18 protein-coding genes and 1 pseudogene are annotated in these 21,975 nt (G+C 69.6%); 9 read left to right on the top strand and 10 right to left on the bottom strand.

All coding sequences use genetic code 11. From position 1 onward, the window contains the following. Positions 1 to 79: 79 nt before the first annotated feature. Positions 80 to 2,203 carry an NAD(+) synthase gene (locus C3B71_RS14910; RefSeq protein ID WP_108969111.1) on the bottom strand — a complete coding sequence of 708 codons (2,124 nt, stop codon included), beginning with the start codon at positions 2,201 to 2,203 and terminating at the stop codon, positions 80 to 82. A gap of 139 nt (positions 2,204 to 2,342) precedes the next feature. Between C3B71_RS14910 and C3B71_RS14915 the strand changes: the two genes are divergently transcribed. Both C3B71_RS14915 and C3B71_RS14920 read left to right on the top strand, forming a co-directional pair. Continuing rightward, on the top strand, positions 2,343 to 3,560 hold the full coding sequence (locus tag C3B71_RS14915; RefSeq protein WP_159097718.1) for a glycoside hydrolase family 32 protein: 1,218 nt from the start codon (positions 2,343 to 2,345) through the stop codon (positions 3,558 to 3,560). 35 nt (positions 3,561 to 3,595) lie between these two features. Then, positions 3,596 to 5,146, top strand: a complete 1,551-nt coding sequence (locus C3B71_RS14920) for a glycoside hydrolase family 32 protein (RefSeq protein WP_108969115.1) — start codon at positions 3,596 to 3,598, stop codon at positions 5,144 to 5,146. A 995-nt stretch (positions 5,147 to 6,141) separates the two neighbouring features. Here the strand turns inward: C3B71_RS14920 and C3B71_RS14925 are convergent. The 3 genes and pseudogenes from C3B71_RS14925 to C3B71_RS14930 all read right to left on the bottom strand — a co-directional run. Then, positions 6,142 to 6,849 carry a TetR/AcrR family transcriptional regulator gene (locus C3B71_RS14925; protein WP_073333944.1) on the bottom strand — a complete coding sequence of 236 codons (708 nt, stop codon included), beginning with the start codon at positions 6,847 to 6,849 and terminating at the stop codon, positions 6,142 to 6,144. An 82-nt stretch (positions 6,850 to 6,931) separates the two neighbouring features. Continuing rightward, on the bottom strand, positions 6,932 to 7,336 hold the full coding sequence (locus C3B71_RS17030) for a hypothetical protein (protein ID WP_442778378.1): 405 nt from the start codon (positions 7,334 to 7,336) through the stop codon (positions 6,932 to 6,934). A 6-nt stretch (positions 7,337 to 7,342) separates the two neighbouring features. Beyond that, a pseudogene (locus C3B71_RS14930) lies at positions 7,343 to 9,828 on the bottom strand (ATP-dependent Clp protease ATP-binding subunit); the annotation flags it as partial. Between the two features lie 45 nt (positions 9,829 to 9,873). Here C3B71_RS14930 and C3B71_RS14935 point away from each other — a divergent pair. The 6 genes from C3B71_RS14935 (at position 9,874) to C3B71_RS14960 (ending at position 15,486) form a co-directional block, all read left to right on the top strand. Beyond that, the gene (locus tag C3B71_RS14935; protein ID WP_108969117.1) at positions 9,874 to 10,605 is read left to right on the top strand and encodes a hypothetical protein; all 732 of its coding nucleotides are present in this window, start codon (positions 9,874 to 9,876) and stop codon (positions 10,603 to 10,605) included. Positions 10,606 to 10,729: 124 nt separating this feature from the next. Next, positions 10,730 to 11,422 carry a hypothetical protein gene (locus C3B71_RS14940; RefSeq protein ID WP_108969119.1) on the top strand — a complete coding sequence of 231 codons (693 nt, stop codon included), beginning with the start codon at positions 10,730 to 10,732 and terminating at the stop codon, positions 11,420 to 11,422. A gap of 33 nt (positions 11,423 to 11,455) precedes the next feature. Further along, entirely contained in the window at positions 11,456 to 12,127 is a 672-nt protein-coding gene (locus C3B71_RS14945; protein ID WP_108969122.1) for a hypothetical protein, read from the top strand. A gap of 74 nt (positions 12,128 to 12,201) precedes the next feature. After that, positions 12,202 to 12,912 carry a hypothetical protein gene (locus tag C3B71_RS14950; protein WP_108969124.1) on the top strand — a complete coding sequence of 237 codons (711 nt, stop codon included), beginning with the start codon at positions 12,202 to 12,204 and terminating at the stop codon, positions 12,910 to 12,912. Between the two features lie 69 nt (positions 12,913 to 12,981). Continuing rightward, positions 12,982 to 13,164 carry an Rv0909 family putative TA system antitoxin gene (locus tag C3B71_RS14955; protein ID WP_108969126.1) on the top strand — a complete coding sequence of 61 codons (183 nt, stop codon included), beginning with the start codon at positions 12,982 to 12,984 and terminating at the stop codon, positions 13,162 to 13,164. 48 nt (positions 13,165 to 13,212) lie between these two features. Beyond that, positions 13,213 to 15,486 carry a prolyl oligopeptidase family serine peptidase gene (locus C3B71_RS14960; protein WP_108969128.1) on the top strand — a complete coding sequence of 758 codons (2,274 nt, stop codon included), beginning with the start codon at positions 13,213 to 13,215 and terminating at the stop codon, positions 15,484 to 15,486. Here C3B71_RS14960 and C3B71_RS14965 read toward each other — a convergent pair whose 3' ends face one another. The 6 genes from C3B71_RS14965 to dnaK all read right to left on the bottom strand — a co-directional run bounded on the left by C3B71_RS14965 (position 15,487) and on the right by dnaK (position 20,992). Continuing rightward, positions 15,487 to 16,188 carry a hypothetical protein gene (locus C3B71_RS14965; protein WP_108969130.1) on the bottom strand — a complete coding sequence of 234 codons (702 nt, stop codon included), beginning with the start codon at positions 16,186 to 16,188 and terminating at the stop codon, positions 15,487 to 15,489. 26 nt (positions 16,189 to 16,214) lie between these two features. After that, positions 16,215 to 16,766 carry a hypothetical protein gene (locus C3B71_RS14970; RefSeq protein ID WP_108969132.1) on the bottom strand — a complete coding sequence of 184 codons (552 nt, stop codon included), beginning with the start codon at positions 16,764 to 16,766 and terminating at the stop codon, positions 16,215 to 16,217. 80 nt (positions 16,767 to 16,846) lie between these two features. Then, entirely contained in the window at positions 16,847 to 17,356 is a 510-nt protein-coding gene (locus tag C3B71_RS14975) for a heat shock protein transcriptional repressor HspR (protein WP_108969134.1), read from the bottom strand. Next, complete coding sequence (locus tag C3B71_RS14980) at positions 17,353 to 18,378, bottom strand: DnaJ C-terminal domain-containing protein (protein WP_073333915.1); 1,026 nt, start codon at positions 18,376 to 18,378, stop codon at positions 17,353 to 17,355. The genes C3B71_RS14975 and C3B71_RS14980 overlap by 4 nt, the downstream gene beginning before the upstream one ends. 68 nt (positions 18,379 to 18,446) lie before the next feature. After that, entirely contained in the window at positions 18,447 to 19,022 is a 576-nt protein-coding gene (grpE, locus tag C3B71_RS14985) for a nucleotide exchange factor GrpE (RefSeq protein WP_073334003.1), read from the bottom strand. A 113-nt stretch (positions 19,023 to 19,135) separates the two neighbouring features. After that, positions 19,136 to 20,992, bottom strand: a complete 1,857-nt coding sequence (dnaK, locus tag C3B71_RS14990; RefSeq protein ID WP_108969138.1) for a molecular chaperone DnaK — start codon at positions 20,990 to 20,992, stop codon at positions 19,136 to 19,138. Positions 20,993 to 21,792: 800 nt separating this feature from the next. On the opposite strand from dnaK, the gene C3B71_RS16230 reads away from it, so the two are divergent. Then, positions 21,793 to 21,960: a hypothetical protein gene (locus C3B71_RS16230; protein ID WP_199912528.1), complete on the top strand. Its 168-nt coding sequence runs from the start codon at positions 21,793 to 21,795 to the stop codon at positions 21,958 to 21,960. Positions 21,961 to 21,975 lie beyond the last annotated feature (15 nt).

A 21,975-nucleotide genomic window follows, 5' to 3' on the forward strand; every position in this document is an offset into this window, starting at 1 on the left:
CCCAGCACGGTCAGCGTATGCCAAATCGTTTGGACTGGCGACAGATTATGACGAAGCACACAGTAGCACGCGGGTGGTCTTAGATCTCGGGAACGTTGCGCTCAATTTCAGCGAGCCACGGCCCGGCGTCGGCGTCGGAGGGCATGCGCCAGTCGCCGCGTGGGGACAGCGTGCCGCCGCCGACCACCTTGGGGCCGTTGGGCAGCGTCGAGCGCTTGAACTGACTGGAGAAGAAGCGCCGGAAGAACACCAGCTCCCACTTGCGGATGTCGGCGAGCGTGTAGGCGACCTTCTCCTCCTCGGGCAGGCCGGCCGGCCACTGCCCCACGCTCGGGTCGGCCCAGGCCTTCTCCGCCAGGAAGGCGATACGGGAGGGGCGCTCGCCACGCCGCAGCACGTGCCACAGTGTGAAGTCCTGCAGCGCGTAGGGGCCGATCCGCGCCTGAGTGGACTGGATGGGCTCGCCGTCGTCGGCCGGAACCAGCTCGGGGCTGATCTCGGTGCTCAGCACGGCCAACAGCACCTCGCAGGCCTGCTCGGAGAAGAGCTTCTCGGCCACCACCCAGCGGATCAGGTGCTGAATCAGGGTCTTGGGTACGCCCGCATTGACGGCGTAGTGGGCCATCTGGTCGCCCACCCCGAAGGTGCACCAGCCCAGGGCCAGTTCGGACAGGTCGCCGGTGCCCAGCACGATGCCGCCGCGGGCGCCGGCGATGCGGAACAGGAAGTCGGTGCGCAGCCCGGCCTGCACGTTCTCGAAGGTGACGTCGTAGACCTCGCGGCCGCGCTCACCGCGCCCGTAGGGGTGGTCCATGGCGGTGAGCATCTGCTCGGCGACGGGCCGGATGTCCAGCTCCTCCACATGGCAGCCGAGCGCGGTGGCCAGGGCGAGGGCGTTGTGCTTGGTGGCGGCGGAGGTGGCGAAGCCGGGCATGGTGATGGCGTGGATGTCCGTGCGCGGGCGACCGAGGCGGTCCATGGCACGGGCGGCGACGATCAACGCGTGGGTGGAGTCCAGGCCACCGGAGACGCCGATGATGAGCTTGGGGTTGCCGATGGCGCGCAGCCGCTGCTCCAGGGCGGACACCTGAATGTTGTAGGCCTCGTAGCAGTCCTGGGCGAGGCGGTCGGGATCGTTGGGGACGAAGGGGAAGCGGGACACCTCCCGGCGCAGTCCGATGTCGGTGCGGGGCGCGGCCAGGGCGTCCCGCGGGATGCGTACGGTGCGGAAGGCGTCGGGATTGGTGGGGGCGGCGGTGCCGCGGGCGAAGGTGCGGCGGTTGTCGTCGAAGGTGCCCTGGCGCAGGCGCTCGGCGCGCAGGCCCTCGAGGTCGACGTCGACGACGGTGGCGCGGGGGGAGTCGGGGAAGCGCTCGGTCTTGCCCAGCAGGGTGCCGTTCTCGTAGATGAAGGTCTGCCCGTCCCAGGCCAGGTCGGTGGAGGACTCGCCCTGCCCGGCGGCCGCATATACGTAGGCGGCCAGATCGCGGGCGCTGGAGGCGCGGGCCATCAGTCGGCGCTGCTCGGCGCGGCCGACGGTGACCGGGGAGCCGGAGAGGTTGACCAGCACGGTGGCGCCGGCCAGGGCCGCGATGGAGGACGGCGGGACCGGCACCCACATGTCCTCGCAGATCTCCACGTGGAAGACCAGCCCGGGCACGTCCTCGACGGCGAAGAGCAGGTCCGGCCCTAGCGGCACGCTCACGCCGTCGGCGTCGGGGCCGACGCCGGGCAGGGGGACGGTGGCGGGCAGGTCGCCGGCTCCGGCGGCGAAGTGCCGGGACTCGTAGAACTCGCGGTAGGTGGGCAGGTACGACTTGGGGGCGACGCCGCGCACCGCCCCGCCCTGGATGACGACGGCGCAGTTGAGCAGCCGGTCGCCCACGCGCAGGGGGGCGCCGACGACGAGTGCCGGCAGCAGGTCGGCGCTGGCGACGCGGATGGTTTCGAGTGCGGCCAGCACGTTGGCGGCCAGCAGGTCGTCCAGGAGCAGGTCGTCGACGGAGTAGCCGGTCAGAGTCAGCTCGGGGAAGGCGGCCAGTACCACGCCGTCGGCGGCCAGGGCGCGGGCCTGCTCCACAACGGCGGCGGCATTGGCGGCGGGGTCGCCCATGGACACCGGCAGGGTGACCGCGGCGACGCGCGCGAAGCCCTGGTCGTAGGCGGAGTGGAAGGCGATGTCGGTGCGCTCCGGGTTGCTCATGGGCCGATCCTGGCACAGCAAACCCGACAACGACTCTTGTCAAATCGTTTTCTTCACCGTAGTGTCTTCATGCGTCCCGGGAACACGCGGCCCCGGACGCCTTGACCCTTACCCCTGAATCGCATCGAAGGAGATGCACATGCACGTCGCTTCGCGATTACCACGCCTGCTCCGGCCCCTGGCCGTCACGACGGCACTCGCCCTGGCCGCCGTCGGCGCTGCCGCGCCCCTGCCCGCAGCCCCGGCCGCCGCCGACCCCGCGGATACCACGGCCGCCGACCCCTGGCGGCCGCTGGCCCACTACTCGCCCCAGAACAACTGGATGAACGACCCCAACGGCCTTGTGTATGTGGACGGCGAGTACCACATGTTCTACCAGTACAACCCGGAGGGCAGCGAGTGGGGCAACATGTCCTGGGGGCACGCGGTCTCCACCGACCTGGTGCACTGGGAGGAGCTCGGCGTCGCCATCCCCTACACCGCGGACTACGGAGTGTTCTCCGGCTCGGCCGTCTACGACGTCAACAACACCTCCGGCCTGGGCACCGCCGACGCCCCACCCCTGGTGGCGGTGTGGACGCGCGCCGACAACCACAACGGCAACCAGTCCCAGTCCCTGGCCTACTCCACGGATAAGGGCCGCACCTGGACCACCTACAAGGGCGGCGACCCGGTGCTGGACATCGGCTCCACCGAGTTCCGCGACCCCAAGGTCTTCTGGGATGAGGCCGCCGGCCACTGGACCATGGTGGTGGCCCTTTCCGCCGACCACCAGGTGGCCTTCTACTCCTCCGACAACCTGATCGACTGGACGCGGCAGTCCACCTTCGGCCCCATGGGTGACACGAGCGCCGTATGGGAGTGCCCCGACCTGTTCCCCATGGCGCTGGACGGCGACCCGAACAACGTCAAGTGGGTGCTGTCGCTGAGCGTGGCCGGCAGGGGCCGCTACTTCACCGGCGACTGGGACGGCACCACCTTCACCGCCGACGACATCCCCGTCTACACCGGCGCCGAGGGCACCGTGGTGGAGGACTGGGAGTCCGGCGCCTACGGCGACTGGACCACCTCCGGCACCGCCTTCGGCGACGCCCCGGCATCCGGGGACGTCACCGGGCACGCGGGCTCCTACTACGCGGACTCCTGGGGCACGGGGGACGCCGACACCGGCTCGCTCACCTCCGCCCCCTTCACCATTGAACAGGACTACCTGAACCTGCTCATCGGCGGCGGCAACCACCCCTATGACGCCGCCGCCACCGGCGACGACGGCGACGGCACCCTGCTGGCCGGCTTCGACGACGGCACCTGGGAGGGCTGGACCGTCACCGGGAACGCCTTCGGGAGGCTCCGCTGACGGGTGCCGCGCCCGGGCAGCAGGACCTGATCAACATGAGCAGTGCCGGTGTGCTGAACTCCTTCTATGACGCCGACACCGGTCAGGGCACCGACGCGTCCACCGGCACGGCCACCTCTCCGGAGTTCACCATCGACGCCGACTACCTGAACCTGCTCATCGGCGGCGGCAACCACCCGGAGGCGGATGGCGGCGGCGCCACCGTCGTCCAGCTGCTGGCCGACGGCAAGGTAGTGCGCACCGCCACCGGCCGCAACCTGGAGGAGCTCAACTGGCAGAGCTGGGACGTGAGCGACCTGCGCGGGACCACCGTCACGCTGCGCGTCGTCGACGAGAACACCTCCGGCTGGGGACACATCCTCCTCGACGAGGTGCGGTTGTCGGACCGCGCCGCCACCGCCATTCCCAACAACACCTCTGCCAACGTGGTGGTCGACGGCCAGGTGGTCGCCTCCGCGACCGGCCGCCAGTCGGGCGGCCTGGACTGGGCGAGCCTCGATCTGCGCCAGTGGCGGGGACGGGAGGCCCGGTTGGTGCTCGAGGACAACAACCAGACCTCCGAGTGGGGCCACTTCATGGTCGACACCATCGTCCAGTCTGCCACGCCCGGGTTCAGCCAGGCGGAAGTGATGCCGTACCTGGACTACGGGCGCGACTACTACGCGGCCGTCACCTGGAACGGCGTACCCGACGGCGAGCGGTACACGGTGGCCTGGATGTCCAACTGGGACTACGTGAACGCGGTACCCACCACCTCCTGGCGCACCGCCATGACCACGCCCCGTCAGCTGGAGCTGCGCACGCTGAACGGCGAGCCGCGACTGACCGCCGCACCCGTGGCCGGGATCGAGTCGCTGTACACCGGTGACGCTGTGGTGCTGGACGGAACCGAGATCCCCGAGGGCACCAGCACCCTCGATGATCCGGCCGCGGGCACGGCCCTCGACATCTCCCTCGCCCTGGACCCGGGCTCGGCCACCGACAGCGGGATCGTCGTGCATGCCGCCGACGGGCAGGGCACCGTCGTCGGCTATGACGCCGAGGCGGGTGAGGTCTACCTGGACCGCACCAACTCCGGTGCCACCGACTTCTCGGCGGCCTTCCCGAGCGTGGAGCGCGCGGAGGTCACTCCCGACGCGGATGGCCTGGTGCGGCTGCGGGTACTGGTGGACGCCTCGTCGGTTGAGGTGTTCGCCGCCGACGGCGCAACAACCATCACCGATGCGGTCTACCCGGAGGAGACGGCGACGGGAGTGTCCCTGTTCGCCGACGGGGGTGCGGCCACGGCGGTGCAGCTGCGCATCAACCAGTTGTCGGACTACCGCAACCCCTCCATCACCCCGCTGCCCTCGCCGTCGGCGAGCCCCTCGGCGGAGCCCACAACCGCGCCCTCGTCTGCGCCCTCGACGGCCCCGTCGACCGGACCGTCGAGGCCGGCCGCGACGCCGACCGCCGCAGCGACTGCGCCCAGCGGATCTAACGGACCGCTGGCACACACCGGTGCCACCACGCCGCTTCTCCTGGTCGTGGCGGCGGCGCTGGTCGTCGCAGGGGTCACCCTGAGGGCTTCGCGGCTCCGCCACTGATTCGCGAATCTGGGGCATCCCGCGTAACCGCAACCCATCCGTTACCAGACTCCCGCGGAATTCTGGGCTTTCCTGGATGGATTAACCACGCGGGACGGCCTATGATTACCCATGTCGGAACGCTCGCGGCATCGAGGAGGTTCAGGGACTCTGATGACGTGCCGGTGCGTTTGGGGTTGACGCGTTTCAGGGACCGCGCCCCCAAAGTCCGACCGGGGCCCCGCGCCAATGGCGCGGGGCCTCTTTTTGCCCTGACGTGGTCATCGGCGCGAACGTGGTGCTGTAGACCGGCGTGTCGCGGGGAGGCCTGGCCTTTGTGTGGGTGGTGGTGTCCGGCGTCGGGGGCCGGGGTGGCTTTGCACGACCCTGGGCGACACTGCACGACCCTGGTGCACATTCCACGACCCCGGGGTGGTCGTGCAACAGGCACCAAGGTCGTGGAACGCGGCCCGAGGTCGTGCAAAACACGAGGCGGGTCAGTAGTTAGGACCCCGGGCGTATGGCCGCGCCCTGTCCCGCGCTCGCTGCCACATCCTCAGACCGAAGGAGCCCCAATCGCCGCCGACCGGGTCCACCCGGCTGAACTTGCGGTTTATCGGCGCGAATGCGTGTGGTTCGGGCGCGTCGTGGGGGCCTTAGTTGGTTCGTCCGGCGCAGCCCTTACGGGTTCCGGTGGCCTTCCTCGGGTGTGGGAGTGGTGTCCCACCCTGCGGCGGCGTTTCCCGCGGGACCCACGCACGTGGTGGCCTGCGCGTCGACGACTCGTCAGGTGTGGTGACAGTTCGCTAGGTGCGCCGACGCCGAACACACGCGTTCGCGTCAGGAACACGAGTTTTAGAGCTTTGCACGTGCCCCGCACCCGCAAACCTCCAAAACTCGTGTCTTTGCGGGAAACTCGTGTACGAGACGAGGCCCAGCCGTACAGCACCCCAGCCCCCGAGGCCCAACCCGCGCCACAGAAGAGCCGCCCCCGCCGCGGCAGAACTCGGAATAACTCAGCCGATCCGCCAGCGCCGCTTGAGGTCGTCCACGTACAGGCGCATCTCTTCGACCATCCCGGTGCCGACGTTCACCTCCGCCGCCGTGCCGGGCGTGGTCGCACACAGCCACTGGATCTGCAACCCATCACTGAGGGCCACCACCGAACGCGCGATCAGCCGCGAGGGCGCCTCGGGACGCACCGTGCCGGCGGCCTTGCCCCGCTCCAGGCTTGTCTCAATCTGCGCGATGGACTCTGCCAGGTGTTGGGCCAGCCAGGCATGCGCCGGATGGTCGGCAGCCAGAACCGCCGGCGTCGTCGCCGTATAGATCGCCACCAGTTCGCGGTGGCGGGTGTTGTGCTCCACCAGGGTCGCGAAGGCGTCGAGCAGGCGCCAGGGGTCGTCCTTAAACTGCTCGTCCCCCAGCAGGCTCGCACGGTCCTCGCGGTCGCGGCGCTCGAGCACCTGGGCGAACAACGCCTCCTTGGAGGAGAAGTGGTGCAGTAGACCGGCCTTGGAGATCTCGGCGGCAGCAGCGATATCCGCGAGTGAGGTGCCCGCGTAGCCATGGGCGCCGAACAGGGCGACGGCCTCATTGAGGATGCGTTCGCGCTTGTCCTCGCTGCCGGCCGGCGGGCGGCCAGGGCCGCGCCAACGCCCACCCGAAGCGGTAGAAGTGGTCGCGAGCGAGGCGGCATGTGGGTGGGCCGGGGTAGAAGACATACCCTCATTCTCGCACTGGTGCGCGTCGGCCCCGGGTGCCGTGTTGCAGCACCCGGGGCCGACGCTCCTGGATCCGGTCGGATCAGGCCACCGGCGTCGCCGCCGACGGCGCCCAGGCGTCCCCGCGGGCGGTCAGCGCCAGGCCGGCCAGCATGCCCTCGGGGCTGACGTCGACGACGACTTCCTGGCCGTCGAGCACCTCCCCGGCCAGCAGCATCTTGGCCAGCCGATCGCCGATCTCGCGCTGCACCAGCCGGCGCAGCGGCCGAGCGCCGAAGGAGGGGTCGTAGCCCTCGTCGGCGAGCCACTCGCGAGCAGCGTCGGTCACCGTCAGCGTGAGTCGTCGACCCTGCAGCCGCTCGGCCATGCGGGCCAGTTGGATGTCGACGATCCGGCCGAGCTCCTCCTTGGTGAGTGCGTCGAAGATCAGCGTGTCGTCCAGCCGGTTGAGGAACTCCGGCTTGAAGGCGCCGCGCACCGCGGTCATCACCGACTCGCGCTTCTCATCCGGGGACAGCAGCGGGTCGATGAGGAACTGGCTGCCCAGGTTCGAGGTGAGCACGAGGATGGTGTTGCGGAAGTCGACGGTGCGGCCCTGGCCGTCGGTGAGGCGGCCGTCGTCGAGCACCTGCAGCAGGATGTCGAAGACCTCGGGGTGGGCCTTCTCCACCTCGTCCAGCAGCACCACCGAGTAGGGGCGGCGCCGCACGGCCTCGGTGAGCTGGCCGCCCTCCTCGTAGCCGACGTACCCCGGGGGGCGCCGACCAGTCGGGCCACCGAGTGCTTCTCGGAGTACTCGGACATGTCGATGCGCACGATGGCGCGCTCGTCGTCGAACAGGAAGTCCGCCAGGGCCTTGGCCAGCTCGGTCTTACCCACACCGGTGGGGCCGAGGAACAGGAAGGAGCCGGTGGGCCGGTCGGGGTCGGACACGCCCGCACGGGAACGGCGTACGGCGTCGGACACGGCGGTCACCGCGGCCTTCTGGCCGATCAGCCGCTTGCCGATGGCGTCCTCCATGTGCAGCAGTTTGGCCTGCTCGCCCTGCATGAGCTTGCCGACGGGGATGCCGGTCCAGGCGGAGATGACCTCGGCGATCTCGGTGGGGCCGACCTTCTCCGCAATCATCGGCTCCGGGGCGGCCCCCTCGCGCTCGACCCCGTCCGGGCCGACGACGGTGGTGTCGGTGGCCTCGGCGTCACGGATCTGCTTCTCCAGGGCGGGCATCTCGCCGTAGCGCAGGCGGCCGGCCTCCTCGAAGCGGCCCTCGCGCTCGGCCAGGTCCGCCTTGGTGCGCAGTTCGTCCAGCTGCGCGCGCAGCTCACCAACCTTGTTGTGGCCGGCCTTCTCGGCCTCCCAGCGGGCATTGAGCGCAGTCAGTTTCTCCGAGGCGTCGGCCAGTTCGGCGCGCAGCCGCTCCAGCCGGTCCACGGCGGCGGGGTCGGCGCGGTCGCTCCCCTCCTCCAGCGAGTCGGCCAGGTAGGACTCCTCCATGCGCATGCGATCCACGCGGCGGCGCAGCTCGTCGATCTCCACCGGCGAGGAGTCCAGCTCCATACGCAGACGGGAGGCGGCCTCGTCGATCAGGTCGATGGCCTTGTCGGGCAGCTGCCGGCCGGAGATGTAGCGGTCGGACAGGGTGGCGGCGGCCACGAGCGCGCCGTCGGAAATGGTGACCTGGTGGTGGGCCTCGTACTTGGGGGCGATGCCGCGCAGGATAGCGACCGTGTCATCCACGGAGGGCTCCCCCACGTACACCTGCTGGAAGCGGCGCTCCAGGGCGGGGTCCTTCTCCACGTGCTCGCGGTACTCGTCCAGCGTGGTGGCGCCGACCAGGCGCAGCTCGCCGCGGGCCAGCATGGGCTTGAGCATGTTGCCGGCGTCCATGGCTCCCTCCGAGCCGGCGCCCGCACCGACGACGGTGTGCAGCTCGTCGATGAAGGTGATGATCTCGCCGTCGGAGTCCTTGATCTCCTTCAGCACGGCCTTCAGCCGCTCCTCGAATTCGCCGCGGTACTTGGCGCCCGCGACCATGCCGGACAGGTCCAGGGCCACGAGCCGCTTGCCGCGCAGGGAGTCGGGGACGTCGCCGGCGACGATGCGCTGGGCGAGCCCCTCGACGACGGCGGTCTTGCCGACGCCGGGCTCACCAATCAGCACGGGGTTGTTCTTCGTGCGGCGGGACAGTACCTGCACCACCCGGCGGATCTCGGCGTCGCGGCCGATCACCGGGTCGAGCTTGCCCTCGCGAGCCGCCTCCGTCAGGTCGGTGCCGTACTTCTCCAGGGACTTGTAGGTGCCCTCGGGGTTCGGGGAGGTGACGTGGGCGGAACCGCGCACCTGCGGCAGGGCCTCGCGCAGCTTCGGGGCGGTGGCACCGGCGTCGGCCAGCAGTTTGGCGACGGGGTCGGCCGACGGGTTGCCGGCGGCCAGGCCGATGAGCAGGTGCTCGGTGGAGACGTACTCGTCTGCAAGCTGCTTGGCCTCGTTCCCGGCGGCCTCCAGCGCGGCCAGGAAGGCGCGCGAGGGCTGCGGCTGGGCGACGGAGGAGCCGGAGCTTGCCGGCAGCGACGTCAGGACGCGGCGGGTGGCCGCGCCTACGGCCTGGCGGGCCGCGGCGTCGGGGACGACGGCGGCGAGCAGGCCCGCGGCTACGCCGTCGGTCTGGGTCAGCAGTTCGGAGAGCAGGTGGGCGGTGTCGACCTGCGGGTTGCCCGCGGCGGCGGCCGCCTGCATGGCTCCGGAGATCGCCTCCTGCGAGCGAGTGGTGAAGTTAGTGTCCATATGGACCTCCTTGACGTGGATGCCCGGACACAGGCGGTCCGGAGTTCTGCACGCCTCAACCGATGCAGCCTTGAGTCTATTCCACTCAACTTTGCGCAGGGATGCTCGTCGCATGAGTCCCGAGTCACTACTTGCGCAGGTGGGTAGTTCTCCCCGGGGGAGTTCTACCCATTTCGTCACCTGGGGCGCCTCCATAGCGTGTTCAGCACGCACAGTCCGACACAAAGATTGGAATCTCCCATGTCCCGCCCGTCCCGTCTGACCACCCTCGTAGCAACCAGCGTGACCGCCGTCGCCCTGACCGCGTCCATGTCCGCCTGCTCCTCCAACTCCGACGACGCAGCCGACCAGGGCTCCGACCAGCAGGTCACCACCACGGCCGACACGGACACCGGCTCTGACGACGCCGACGAGACCGAAGCAGCCGCCGAGCCGACCGTGCCCGACGGCTACACCCTCACCGAGGTGCCCGACGCCGAGCTGTCCGTTCCGGTCCCCGACGGTTGGGAGGCGATCACCGGCGACGACCTGGCCGACAGCGAGCGGGTTGAGGCAGTCGCCTCGGCGCTCGGCTACACCACAGACCAGATCACGGCCATGATGGCGAGCATCGGGCTGTACGCCGCCGATACCAGCGGCACCTCGACATTCGCCGAGAACTACAACATTCAGGTGGTCGCAACATCTGTCATGCCCGGTGAGGCCGATTTCAACGACATGCTCACCGGTAGCGAGCAGCTGCCGGGCGTAAGCAGCCTCACTCCCGGCACCTTCAGCGAGCCGAAGACCGCGAGTGGCGAGGACGCCGCCATGCACACCTTCACGATGAACGTGGATTACGCGACCGAGCCGATCGAAGGGGCCTATCTGGCGATCCCCACCCAGGACGGCCAGACCGCTCTCATCACGATGGGCACCGCCTCTGCCGAGCGGACCCAGGAGCTGGCCGACGTGATCCTCGGCTCCATCTGATCCGTAACACATTGACGACTAATTCGTTACCGTTGGGGTGGGAACGCAGCCGGCGTTCCCACCCCAACGGCTCGCCGCCGCTGGTCAAGGCAATACCCGCCGCAATCAACCGCGAAGGACTCCCATGACTCGCCTGTCCCGTAGAACCGCTCTGACCACCGCATTCGCCGGCGTGTTGGCGGCCTCGCTCGCCGCCTGCTCCGACTCCGAGGACACGCAGAACACCGGCGCCGCCAGCCAGGAGGCCGGCGAGACCACGGCCGCGGCGGATGCGGACGGCGGTTCGGACTCGACCGCTACCGTCCCCGACGGGTACACCGCCGTGGAGATCCCGGACACCACCGTCGCCTTCGCGGTTCCCTCCGACTGGAACGTGCTCACCAGCGACGACGCCGACGACGACGAGCGCATCAATGCCTTCATTCAGTCCACGGGTCTGGATGAAGACACCGTGCGGCTGAAGCTCGAGGCGTACAGCGTATTTGCCGCCAGCGGCGCGGACTCCGACGCAACCGAAGAGCTCGACGTCCAGACCGACAGCCGCACGACCGAGTTGCGCTCGGAGGAGGAGATCTCCGCGGACATGGAGGAATACGGTCTCACGCCCGATGACCTCAGCGTTAGCACCGCGACTACGGGCAGCGGCGCCGAGGCCAGGCTCATGTCCTACTCCCTGGAGGTGGTCGAGCCGCAGTACACGAGCATGGTCAACGCACTCAACCCCGATGGCTCCGGGATCATCGTTTTCACCGTCACCAGCACCGACTCCGCCGAGCGCGCCCAGGAACTGGTTGACGCGATCCTCGGCTCCATCTGACCCGAAGCGTATTGAAGCGTATTAAGGACCCCTATGACTCGCCTGTCCCGAAGAACCGCCCTGACCACCGCATTCACCGCCGTGCTGGCGGCCTCACTCACCGCCTGCTCCGGCTCCGACAATGCGCAGAGCGCCAGCACGGCAACCACGCAGGAGACGCTACCGCCCAGCCCGGAGCCGAGCCCGACTCCCACCAGCGCGTACACCATGGTCGAGTTCCCCGATGGCAGCTACGCGATCATGATCCCGTCCAACTGGGCGTCCCTCACCAGCGACGACGCCGACGACGACGAGCTCGTGAACGCCTACGTCCAGGCCACGGGCCAGGATGCTGACACGGTGCGACAGAAACTCGAGACCTACCAGGTCATCTGCGCCGGCCCCGTGGACTCCGGCGAAACCGCGGAGATCACCGGCCAGGTCAACTATGACAGCGCCGAGTTGCCGATGGAGCCGGAGGTCATTCAGGAGCTGGAGGAAAGCGGCATCGAATACACCGACCTGCAAACCTCCACCATCGGGTCATACTTCGGGTTGCGCACCACCATGAGCTACACCGTCGACCAGGGTGGAACCCCGCAGTACGTTTCCAACGTCTACGTGCTCACTCCGGAGGAGAACGGCACGGTCACCGTGACGGCCTCCACTGATGTCTCCGCCGAGCGGGCGCAGGAACTGGTAGAGGACGCGGTCCCGCTGTTCTAGCCGTCGAGCACCGCCCACCACGCACTCGATAACCGAATCATCCGCCTATATCCGATCATGAAAAGGAATCACCCATGACCCGTTCCATCCGTCTACCCCGCCCGGTCACCCTGGCCACCACCGGACTGGCCGCCGTCGCCCTGACCGCGTCCATGTCCGCCTGCTCCTCCAACTCCGACGACGCCGCCGACTCCGCGAGCGCCGCCTCCGACCAGGAGGTCACCGCCACCGCGGATGCCGGCGCCGACACCACGGCCGACACCGATGACAACGCCGTCCCGGACGGCTTCACCCTGGTTGAAGTGCCGGACTACGACATCTCCGTGGCCGTCCCCTCCGACTGGGACACCCTCACCTCCGCCAACGCCTCCGACACCGAGCTGGTGGGACGCATAGCGCAAGCACTCAATGACTCCGAGGACGAGGTCATCGCCGATCTGGAGGACACGCCGCTTACCAGCGTCGACACCGCCTCCGACTCCGACGTCGCGCCGTACCTCGTCCTGGGCCGGATCGATGGGGAGGGCGCGTTGCCGTCCGAGGACCAGATGCGGTCACTGGCGGACTCCAACGAAGCCGATGTCACCGGCTACGAGCAGACGACCTCCGGCAGCGGCGCCGATGCCGCCACCATCACCCTAAGCGCCTCCGAGGTCGGTACGCACTATTACCTGTCCGCCCTCGCCGTAGCGGACGGCGATGACGCCTACTACGCGTCGGTGATCGTCTCCGATTCCGAGGAGCAGCTCAAGGAGATCTCCGACGCCATGCTCGCCTCCCTCTGACCCGCAAGTGTCATACTGCACGGGTGGGATGCCGCTCGGCTTCCCGTTGGTCGACGAAAGGATGCGCTTATGGGACTCGATGACGTGAAGAAGAAGGCCGAGGGCGTCGTCAGCTCTGACAAGGTCGAGGAGGTCTCCGACAAGGTCCTGGACAAGGCCGCTCAGGCCGCCAAGAAGGTCACCGGCGGGAAGTTCGACTCCCAGGTCGACTCCGCTCGCGACGCCGCCGACAAGGCCATCGGCAACAAGTGATGCCCACTGCGGCATCGTCAGACACCGACCGGCCGTAGAGTCGGTCAGGTGACTACCGCGCCCGTTCCCCCTCCGTCCAATCTTGAGCCCGTCCCCGACTGGCTCGACGAGATCGAGGGGGAGCGGGCGCTCGCATGGGTGGCGCAGCGCAACGCCGCCACCCGCGCCGCCTACGACAACACCCCTGGATTTGCGGAACTGCGCGCCGACATCCAGGCGATTCTCGACGCGCCCGACCGCATCCCCCGCGCCGGCCAGGCGGTCGGTGCCCTGTACAACTTCTGGACCGACGCCGCCCACCCGCGCGGCCTGTGGCGGCGCACCACCTGGGAGGCCTACCGCGCCGGCGCAACCGCTGGTTCTGAGCAGACCGACTGGGAGGAACTGCTCGACCTCGACGCGCTCGGAGCCGCGGAGGACACCGCCTGGGTGTGGCACGGCGCCGCGGTGCTGCGTACCGGCCCGCGCGCCGGTCGGCGCGCCCTGATCACCCTGTCCGCGGGCGGCGCGGACACCGACGTCACCCGCGAGTTCGACCTGGAATCGCGTCACTTCGTCCCCACCGACCCCGACGGCGGGGCCGGCTTCCATCGCGAGTCCTCCAAGGGCTTCCTGGCCTGGGCCGACGACGCCGGTGAGGCGGTGCTGCTGGCCGACGACTTCGGCCCCGGCTCCCTCTCCCCCGCCGGCTACCCGCGGCAGGTGCGCCGCCTGCGTCGTGGTCAGAGCCCGCAGGAGGGCGAGGTGCTGCTCACCGCCGCGGCCGACGACGACGGGGCCTGGGCCTACCGGGATCCCTGGGGGCGCACCTGGCTGCTGACCCACCCCGACTTCTACACCGAGGAGCTGTGGCTGCTGCCCGACGGCGCCCCAACCCTCCCCGCCGCCGACGCCGAACGCTGCCTGGCCGACGCACAAACAGTGGTGGCGCCGGGCGCCCTGCACGTGGACGTGCCCGCATCGGCCGCGGTCACCCCCGCCTGGGACCTGTTGCTGATCGAGCTGCGCGAGGACTGGGAGACCACCGCGGGCTGCATCTATCCGGCCGGTTCGCTCCTGGCCGCCCCCATCGACGCCTTCCTCGACGGCTCGCGCGAACTGACGGCACTGTTCACTCCTACGCCGGCGACGTCGCTCAGCGGCTTCACCATCACCGCCCATCACCTGGTGCTCACGCTCCTGGACGACTGTGTGACCACCTTGGAGGTGCTCACTCCCACCGACCCGGATGGCACCGGCCCCTGGGGGCGCCACCGCCCGGACCTGGGCGCCCTCGCCGGCGCCGCCGCTACCGCCACCAGCAGGGGGCCCGCGGACCCGGCAAACCCGACGCTGCTGCGTCCCGGGCGGGCCCTGATCGACGTGTCCGCGAGCGCCGTCGATCCGCGGGAGGACGACCGGTTGTGGCTGACCGTCTCCTCCTTCACCCGGCCCACCGCGCTCGCCGTCGGGGAGCTGGACGCGGTCGGGAAACTCGGCGCCGTGGAGGTGCTGCGGGAGGCGCCCGCGCGCTTCGACGCGAGCGGCGTCGTCGTCACCCAGCATGTGGCCGTCTCCGACGACGGCACCCGCGTGCCCTACTTCCAGATCGGCCGACCCGCGCGGGACGACGCGGGCGCATCCCGGCCGGCCCCGACCCTGCTGTACGGCTACGGCGGCTTCGAGATTCCGCTCGGGATCGGCTATCTGCCGGTCACCGGCCGGGCCTGGCTGGAGCGCGGCGGTACCTACGTGGTGGCGAACATTCGGGGCGGCGGCGAGTACGGCCCGGCCTGGCATCGGGCGGGGCTGAAGCGGCACCGGCACCGGGTCTACGAGGACTTCGCCGCCGTGGCCCGGGCCCTGGTGGAACGGGGCGTGACCACGCCGGCGCAGTTGGCGGTACGCGGCGGCTCTAACGGGGGACTGCTGGTGGGCGTCATGCTCACCCGCTACCCGCAGCTGGTGGGGGCGGTGGTGTGCGAGGTGCCGCTACTGGACATGCGCCGCTACCACCGCCTGCTGGCGGGCGCCTCCTGGGAGGCGGAGTACGGCAACCCGGACGATCCGGAGCAGTGGGAGTTCATCCGCGAGTTCTCCCCCTTCCACCTGCTGCAGCCGGGGCGCAGCTACCCGCCGGCGCTCCTGGTCACCTCCACGCGCGACGACCGGGTGCACCCGGCACACGCCCGCACCATGGCCTACCGCATGCTGGAACTGGGCCAGGATGTGACCTACTTCGAGAACAGCGAGGGTGGGCACGGCCGCGCCGCCACCAACGCACAGCGGGCCTACATGCAGGCCCTGGAGTACGAGTTCGCCTGGCGGAGGCTGGCCCGCTAGTCAGCGGCGGGCGCGGGCGAGGCCGATGACGGTGACGATCAGCCCGGAAAGCCCGACCGCGCCAGCCCCCAGTATCAACGCCGCCGCCAGTGGCACACGGTCGAGGTTCATGGGTGGGCCCACCACCAGGCCGGCGGTGCCCGCGGGGCAGGTGACGGTGTAGGCGCCGCTGCGGGCGGGCGTGAAGGTGGCGTAGGGGACGCCAGCTTCGGGAGCATCCAGGGCAACCGCGGCGCCGTCGGGGTCGGTGACCGTACAGCCGGTGACCGCCGTCGCGGAGGTGGCGTACAGGCCTGCCGGGGTGCCGGATTCCAGGTAGACCACGCCGTCCTCACCGAGCGTCGCGCTCCGGGTCAGGGAGCCTCCCAGGGCGGTCAGCGCGCCTGTCAGCAGCAGCAATGGCGCAATCACCAGCATCAGAACCAGGCCTACGCCGAAGGTGCGCCACCGGTGCGCCGGGCGGCCGGTCCCGGTCGCGGAAGTGCCGACGCCCCAACGGGTGGGCACCGGCCCGCCCGCCTCGATGGGGCTCCGCCGATAGGGATCGTTCGCAGGCGCGGGGATCTGGCCCGCCGCGGCCCGACCGCCGCCGGTCCCGGCCGGCGGCTCCATGCCCTGCTCACGCAGGTAGGCGGCCAGTTCTTCCGGGCTCAGGCGCTTGCCGTAGCGGGGCTCGCCGTCGTCGGTCTCGTAGGCGGCCACCGGTCCTCCGTGGTGCGCTGACGCCGTCAGGCGGCCGGCGTGTCGGTCTTGGACGCACCGACCTTCGCCGCGATCTCAATAATCAGGCGCAGAACGAGGATGTTGAAGACGAACTGAGCGATGCCCAGGTAGCTGCCTGTTCCCTGCACCCCGCCGCCAATGAAAAGGGACCGGAGGAACGTAAGGAAATCGAAGTGATTGCTCACATCATCGATCCCAGACATAAAGGTGAACAGCCCGCCGTTGATGGCGCTGCCGATCCACATGACGACATTCGCCACGAATCCGATGGTGAAGATCGTCTTGCCGTACTTGGAGGCGAAGTCGCTCACGCCGTCGAACAGGTTGGTCATGAACGAGTCGGCCTTGGGCGCGGCGGGCTGCGCGTAGGAGCCGGCCTGGTAGGCGGCCTGCTGGTACTGGGCCTGGGCGGGCTGACCGGGCTGGGCCGCCTGCGCCTGCGGATACGAGGCCGGCTGCTGCGCCTGCGGGGGGTATTGCTGCGGGTTGTAGCTGCCGGAGGCCGAGCCTGCCGACGGCGGGATGTACGGCTGTCCGGGGTTGGGGGGCTGGGTCATTGCACGCATTCCTTCACTTCGTGTTGCAGTATCGTGGTCAGCCTACCGCGGAGAGCCGGGCCGACGCCCAGAGCGCGGTCTCACAGCTGGTCCGTCCAGCCGCGGCGCACCACGATGGCGGTGCCGGGCCGGGTCGAGCCGGCGGCCGCCCCGTTTGCGGCACTCGGCGTGTCCGTACGCGGCCGAGCCCGCCGACCGGGAGGCACCGGGACGACCTGCACCTCGCCGTCGGCGGCCGCGGCGAAGACCCGTTCGACGGCGGCCTGGCGGGCGCGCAGGGAGCGGTTCTCCTCCTCCAACCGCTCCACGCGCCGCTCCAGGTCGAGGATGCGGCGGATGCCCGCCAGGTTGATGCCCTCCTGGCTGAGCGCCTGCACGCGCCGCAGCCGCTGAACGTCGCGGTGCGAGTAGCGCCGCCCCCGCCCGGAGGCGCGGGCGGGGGTGACCAGACCGAGCCTGTCGTACTGCCGCAGAGTCTGCGGGTGCATGCCGGCCAGCTCCGCAGCCACGGAGATGACGTAGACGGCCCGCTCGTCGGCATCCTCGGCGAGGAAGTCGACGCCCTGTCCGGTCAGCCGCCGCGCACTCACCGGGCCGCCTCCTGGGCGAGGCCCGCGCGCGGATCCGCCTCCATCGCCGCGTCAAATGCCTCCAGGGCGGCCTTGGCCTCCTTGGACAGCTTCTTGGGCACGGCCACCTGCACGGTCACCAGCAGATCGCCGGTCCGCTTGGAGGTGACGATTCCCTTGCCGCGCAGGCGCAGCACGGTGCCGGAGGAGGTGCCGGGCTTGATGCGCACGCGGCTGGTCTTGCCGTCCAGCAGCGGCACCTGCACGGTGGCGCCCAGCGCCGCCTCCTTGAGGGTGACGGGCAGGTCCATGCGCAGGTTGGCGGTGTTGACCGGATCGATCGAGTACACCGGGTGCTTGGCCACCGAAATGGTCACCACCATGTCCCCGTTCTCGCCGCCGTTCGTACCCGGGCGCCCCTTGCCGCGCAGGCGGATCTTCTGCCCGTCGTGCACGCCGGCGGGAATGCGCACCGTGATGGTGCGCCCGTCGGCGGTGAGCTCGGCCAGGGTGCCGGAGACGGCATCGCGCAGGGACAGCGTGGCGTTGGTGAGCACGTCGGGCCCCTTGACCGGCTGCGGCTGGGAGGAGAACCCGCCGAAGCCGAAGGGACCGCGTCCGCGCCGTCCACCCCCGGCGCCCGCCGCACCGCCGAACATGCGCAGCAGGTCGTCGATGTCCTCCTGGGAGGCGCCGCCGGAGGTGGAGTAGCGCACGTTGGGTCCGCCACCACCGAACATGGAGGAGAAGATGTCCTCGAAGCCGGCGCCGCCACCACCGGAGCCGGAGGTGAAGCGCGCGCCGCCACCGGCCATGGAGCGGATGGCGTCGTACTGCTGACGCTCCTTGGGGTCGGACAGCACGGAGTAGGCCTCGCCGATCTCCTTGAACTTCTCCGCCGCGGCGGCGTCACCCGGGTTGCGGTCGGGGTGGTACTTCTTGGCGAGCGCGCGGTAGGCCTTCTTAATGGCGGCGGAGTCGGCGTCCTTGGCGACGCCGAGAACCGCATAGAAGTCCTTGGTCATCCAGTCCTGACTGGCCATGGCTCACCGCCTCCTTTCTGTTCCTGTTGAACTGTCCATTTGAACCGCCTAGTACGCAGCCTTCGTACTCAGGCCGGGTTGGCGACCTGAACGCGAGCCGCCCGCACCACGCGCTCACCGAGCTTGTAGCCGGGCTGCAGTACCAGCGCCACGCTCGGCTCGGTGACCTCCGTGGACTCGGTGGCCATGAGCGCCTCGTGCAGCTTCGGGTCGAAGACCTCTCCGACCTCGCCGAAGCGCACCAGGCCGAACTTGTCGGCCAGGATCTGCTCCAGCTTGTGGGCGGTCGTCGCGAAGGTGCCGGTCAGGTCGCCGTGCTGGCGGGCCAGCTCGATCTCGTCCAGGACCGGAATGAGGGTCTCGACGACGCTCGCCTGCCCCGCCTCGCGGTGCCCGGCCGCGCTCTCGCGCGAACGGCGTACGAAGCCCTGGTACTCCTGCTGCAGGTTGTACAGGTCGGCGCGGGCACGGGCCAGGTCGTCGGCCGCCTGCGCGGCCTGGGCCCGGGCCTGCTCCAGCTCCGAGGGCGCCTCGACGTCGGTGCCCGCGTCCTCCGCTCCGTTGCCGCCCGCCGGGGCGGCGCCGCCCTGGGCCGCGGAGCCCAGGTCGACGCCGTCGAAGGCGGCCTCGATCTCGTCGGCCAGCGCGGGGTCGACCCCGCCGGCGCCGGCGTTGGCGCCGGCGGGCCGGTCCTGGCCGGCGTCCTGCCCCGGTTCGGGCTCGGAGCCCTCCTCCGGGCGCTTGTCCGGGTCGGTGCTCACTTGGCGTCCTCGTCGTCAACGATCTCGGCGTCCACGACGTCGTCGTCCTCGGCGGAGGACTGCGCCTGGGAGGCTCCGGCATCGGCGGCCTGGGCGGCCTGCTCGGAGGCGTACAGGGCCTGACCGATCTTCTGGGAGACCTCGTTCAGCTTCTCCTGCGCGGCCTTGACCGGCTCGATGTCAGTGCCCTCGAGGGCCTTCTTGAGCTCGTCCACGGCGGCGGAGACCTCGGAGTTGACGTCCTGCGGCAGCTTGTCCTTGTTCTCCTTCAGCAGCTTCTCGATGGAGTAGGCCTGCTGCTCCGCCATGTTGCGGGTCTCGGCCTCCTCGCGGCGCTTCTTGTCCTCCTCGGCGTGGGCCTCGGCCTCCTTGACCATGCGGTCGATGTCCTCCTTGGGCAGGGCGGAGCCGCCGGAGATGGTCATCGACTGCTCCTTGCCGGTGCCGCGGTCCTTGGCGGAGACGTGCACGATGCCGTTGGCGTCGATGTCGAAGGAGACCTCGATCTGCGGGATGCCACGGGGGGCCGGGGCGATGCCGGTCAGCTCGAAGGTGCCCAGCGGCTTGTTGTCGCGGGCGAACTCGCGCTCGCCCTGGTAGACCTGGATGAGGACGGAGGGCTGGTTGTCCTCGGCGGTGGAGAAGACCTCGGAGCGCTGGGTCGGGATGGCCGTGTTGCGCTCGATCAGCTTGGTCATCACGCCGCCCTTGGTCTCGATGCCGAGGCTCAGGGGCGTGACATCGATGAGCAGCACGTCCTTGCGGTCGCCCTGGATGACGCCGGCCTGCAGGGAGGCGCCGATGGCGACGACCTCGTCGGGGTTGACGCCCTTGTTGGGCTCCTTGCCGCCGGTCAGCTCGCGCACCACCTCGGTGACGGCGGGCATGCGGGTGGAGCCGCCGACCAGGACCACGTGGTCGATCTCGGACAGGGAGACGCCGGCGTCCTTGATGACGTTGTGGAACGGCACCTTGGTGCGCTCGAGCAGGTCCGCGGTCATCTCCTCGAAGTGGGAGCGAGTCAGGCGCTCATCGAGGTGGATGGGGCCGGCCTCGCTCATGGACAGGTACTGCAGGTTGATGTCGGTGCTCATCGCGCTGGAGAGCTCCTTCTTGGCCTGCTCGGAGGCGTCACGCAGACGCTGCATGGCGATCTTGTCCTTGGACAGGTCCACGCCGGACTTGTCCTTGACCTGCTTGACCAGCCAGTTGACGATGCGGGCGTCCCAGTCGTCGCCGCCCAGGCGGTTGTCGCCGTTGGTGGCGCGCACCTGAATAGTGGAGAAGCCGTCCTCGTCCTTGCCGACCTCCAGCAGGGAGACGTCGAAGGTGCCGCCGCCCAGGTCGAAGACCAGGATGAGTTCGTCCTCCTTGCCCTTGTCCAGGCCGTAGGCGAGGGCCGCGGCGGTGGGCTCGTTGACGATGCGGTCCACGGTCAGGCCCGCGATGGTGCCGGCCTCCTTGGTGGCCTGGCGCTCGGCGTCGTTGAAGTAGGCGGGGACGGTGATGACGGCGTTGGTGACGCTCTCACCCAGGTAGGCCTCGGCGTCGGCCTTCAGCTTGGCCAGGATGCGGGCGCTGATCTCCTGGGCGGTGTACTTCTTGCCGTCGATGTCGACGGTCCAGTCGGTGCCCATGTGACGCTTGACGGAGGAGATGGTGCGCTCGACGTTGGTGACCGCCTGGCGCTTGGCGACCTCGCCGACCAGCACCTCGCCGGACTTGGAGAAGGCGACGACGGACGGCGTGGTGCGCCCGCCCTCCGCGTTCGGGATGATGGTGGGCTCGCCGCCCTCGAGGACGGCGATGGCGGAGTTGGTGGTTCCGAGGTCGATGCCGACGGCACGTGCCATGGGTGCTCCTTGATGTCTCGTAGTGTTGAAGTTGAGTGGTATGCACTCAGGATCATGGTTGAGCGTGGCCTTGTCAACTCCACGCGCCGCGACCTTGAGTCTGATGGGCTCAACCCTGCATGGGGCGGTTCTATTCCAGAGCCGCCCTCCGTGACTCGGGTTACTCCGGGCACCTGAATACGACCCATACGCCGCCCGACCACCACCCGGACGTCGCCCGAGCACCCGCCGCGCCGCGATCGGTAGAGGTTACGTGCCCAGATCCGTAGATATGGCGCTTATGGGGCTCTTCCGGTTTGAGGGTGTGGCTGGCGGTGTGTTCTGGTCGGCGGTCGGCTGCTTGTTGTGACGGTAGGCGGGGTGGGGCATGCGCCGTAGGCACTTCCCGTGGAAAGCGAGGCGGACGGTTCGTATGTTTAGTTGACGGTTCGGCACTTGGCACTGACGCTTCGGCATGAACGGCGACGGTACGTACCTCTGGGTGCCGAACCGTCGCAAGACAGTACGAATCATCGGAGCAAAGGTACGAACCGTCAGGCCCCGCATCGGCCTGCGCACGCACCCCGAACACTGCCGGCCCAGGCATCAATGACAAGGCCCGACCCCTGCACCCCAGCCGACAGCGCCAACCCCCACCGACCACACCCTCAAACGCGAAGAGCCGCTTCACCGCCCTCACGGCGCTGTGCGCCGCGCTCGACTGCACAGTTGGCGAACTACTGGAGGTAACCGCCGACAAGACAGTCAGCCGTCACGACCGGCGTCGGGCAGGTCGGCCGCGGGCGGCGGCACTCACGGCCATGACCAAGGTCACGGTCGCGCCGATCACCTCCACGGTTAAGGGGCTGTCCAGCGAGGTGCCCGTCGGCCCCGCGCAGGGGCTCGACCACCCCGGCGCCATCTCGCTGGACAACGTACTGACCATTCCGACGGCGTCGCTCGGCCGCATTGTCGGCTACCTGGGCTAGGAGCAGGAGCACATG

This window comes from Actinomyces sp. Z16 (genome assembly GCF_003111765.1).
In the GTDB taxonomy this organism is placed as follows: Bacteria; Actinomycetota; Actinomycetes; order Actinomycetales; family Actinomycetaceae; genus Actinomyces; species Actinomyces glycerinitolerans.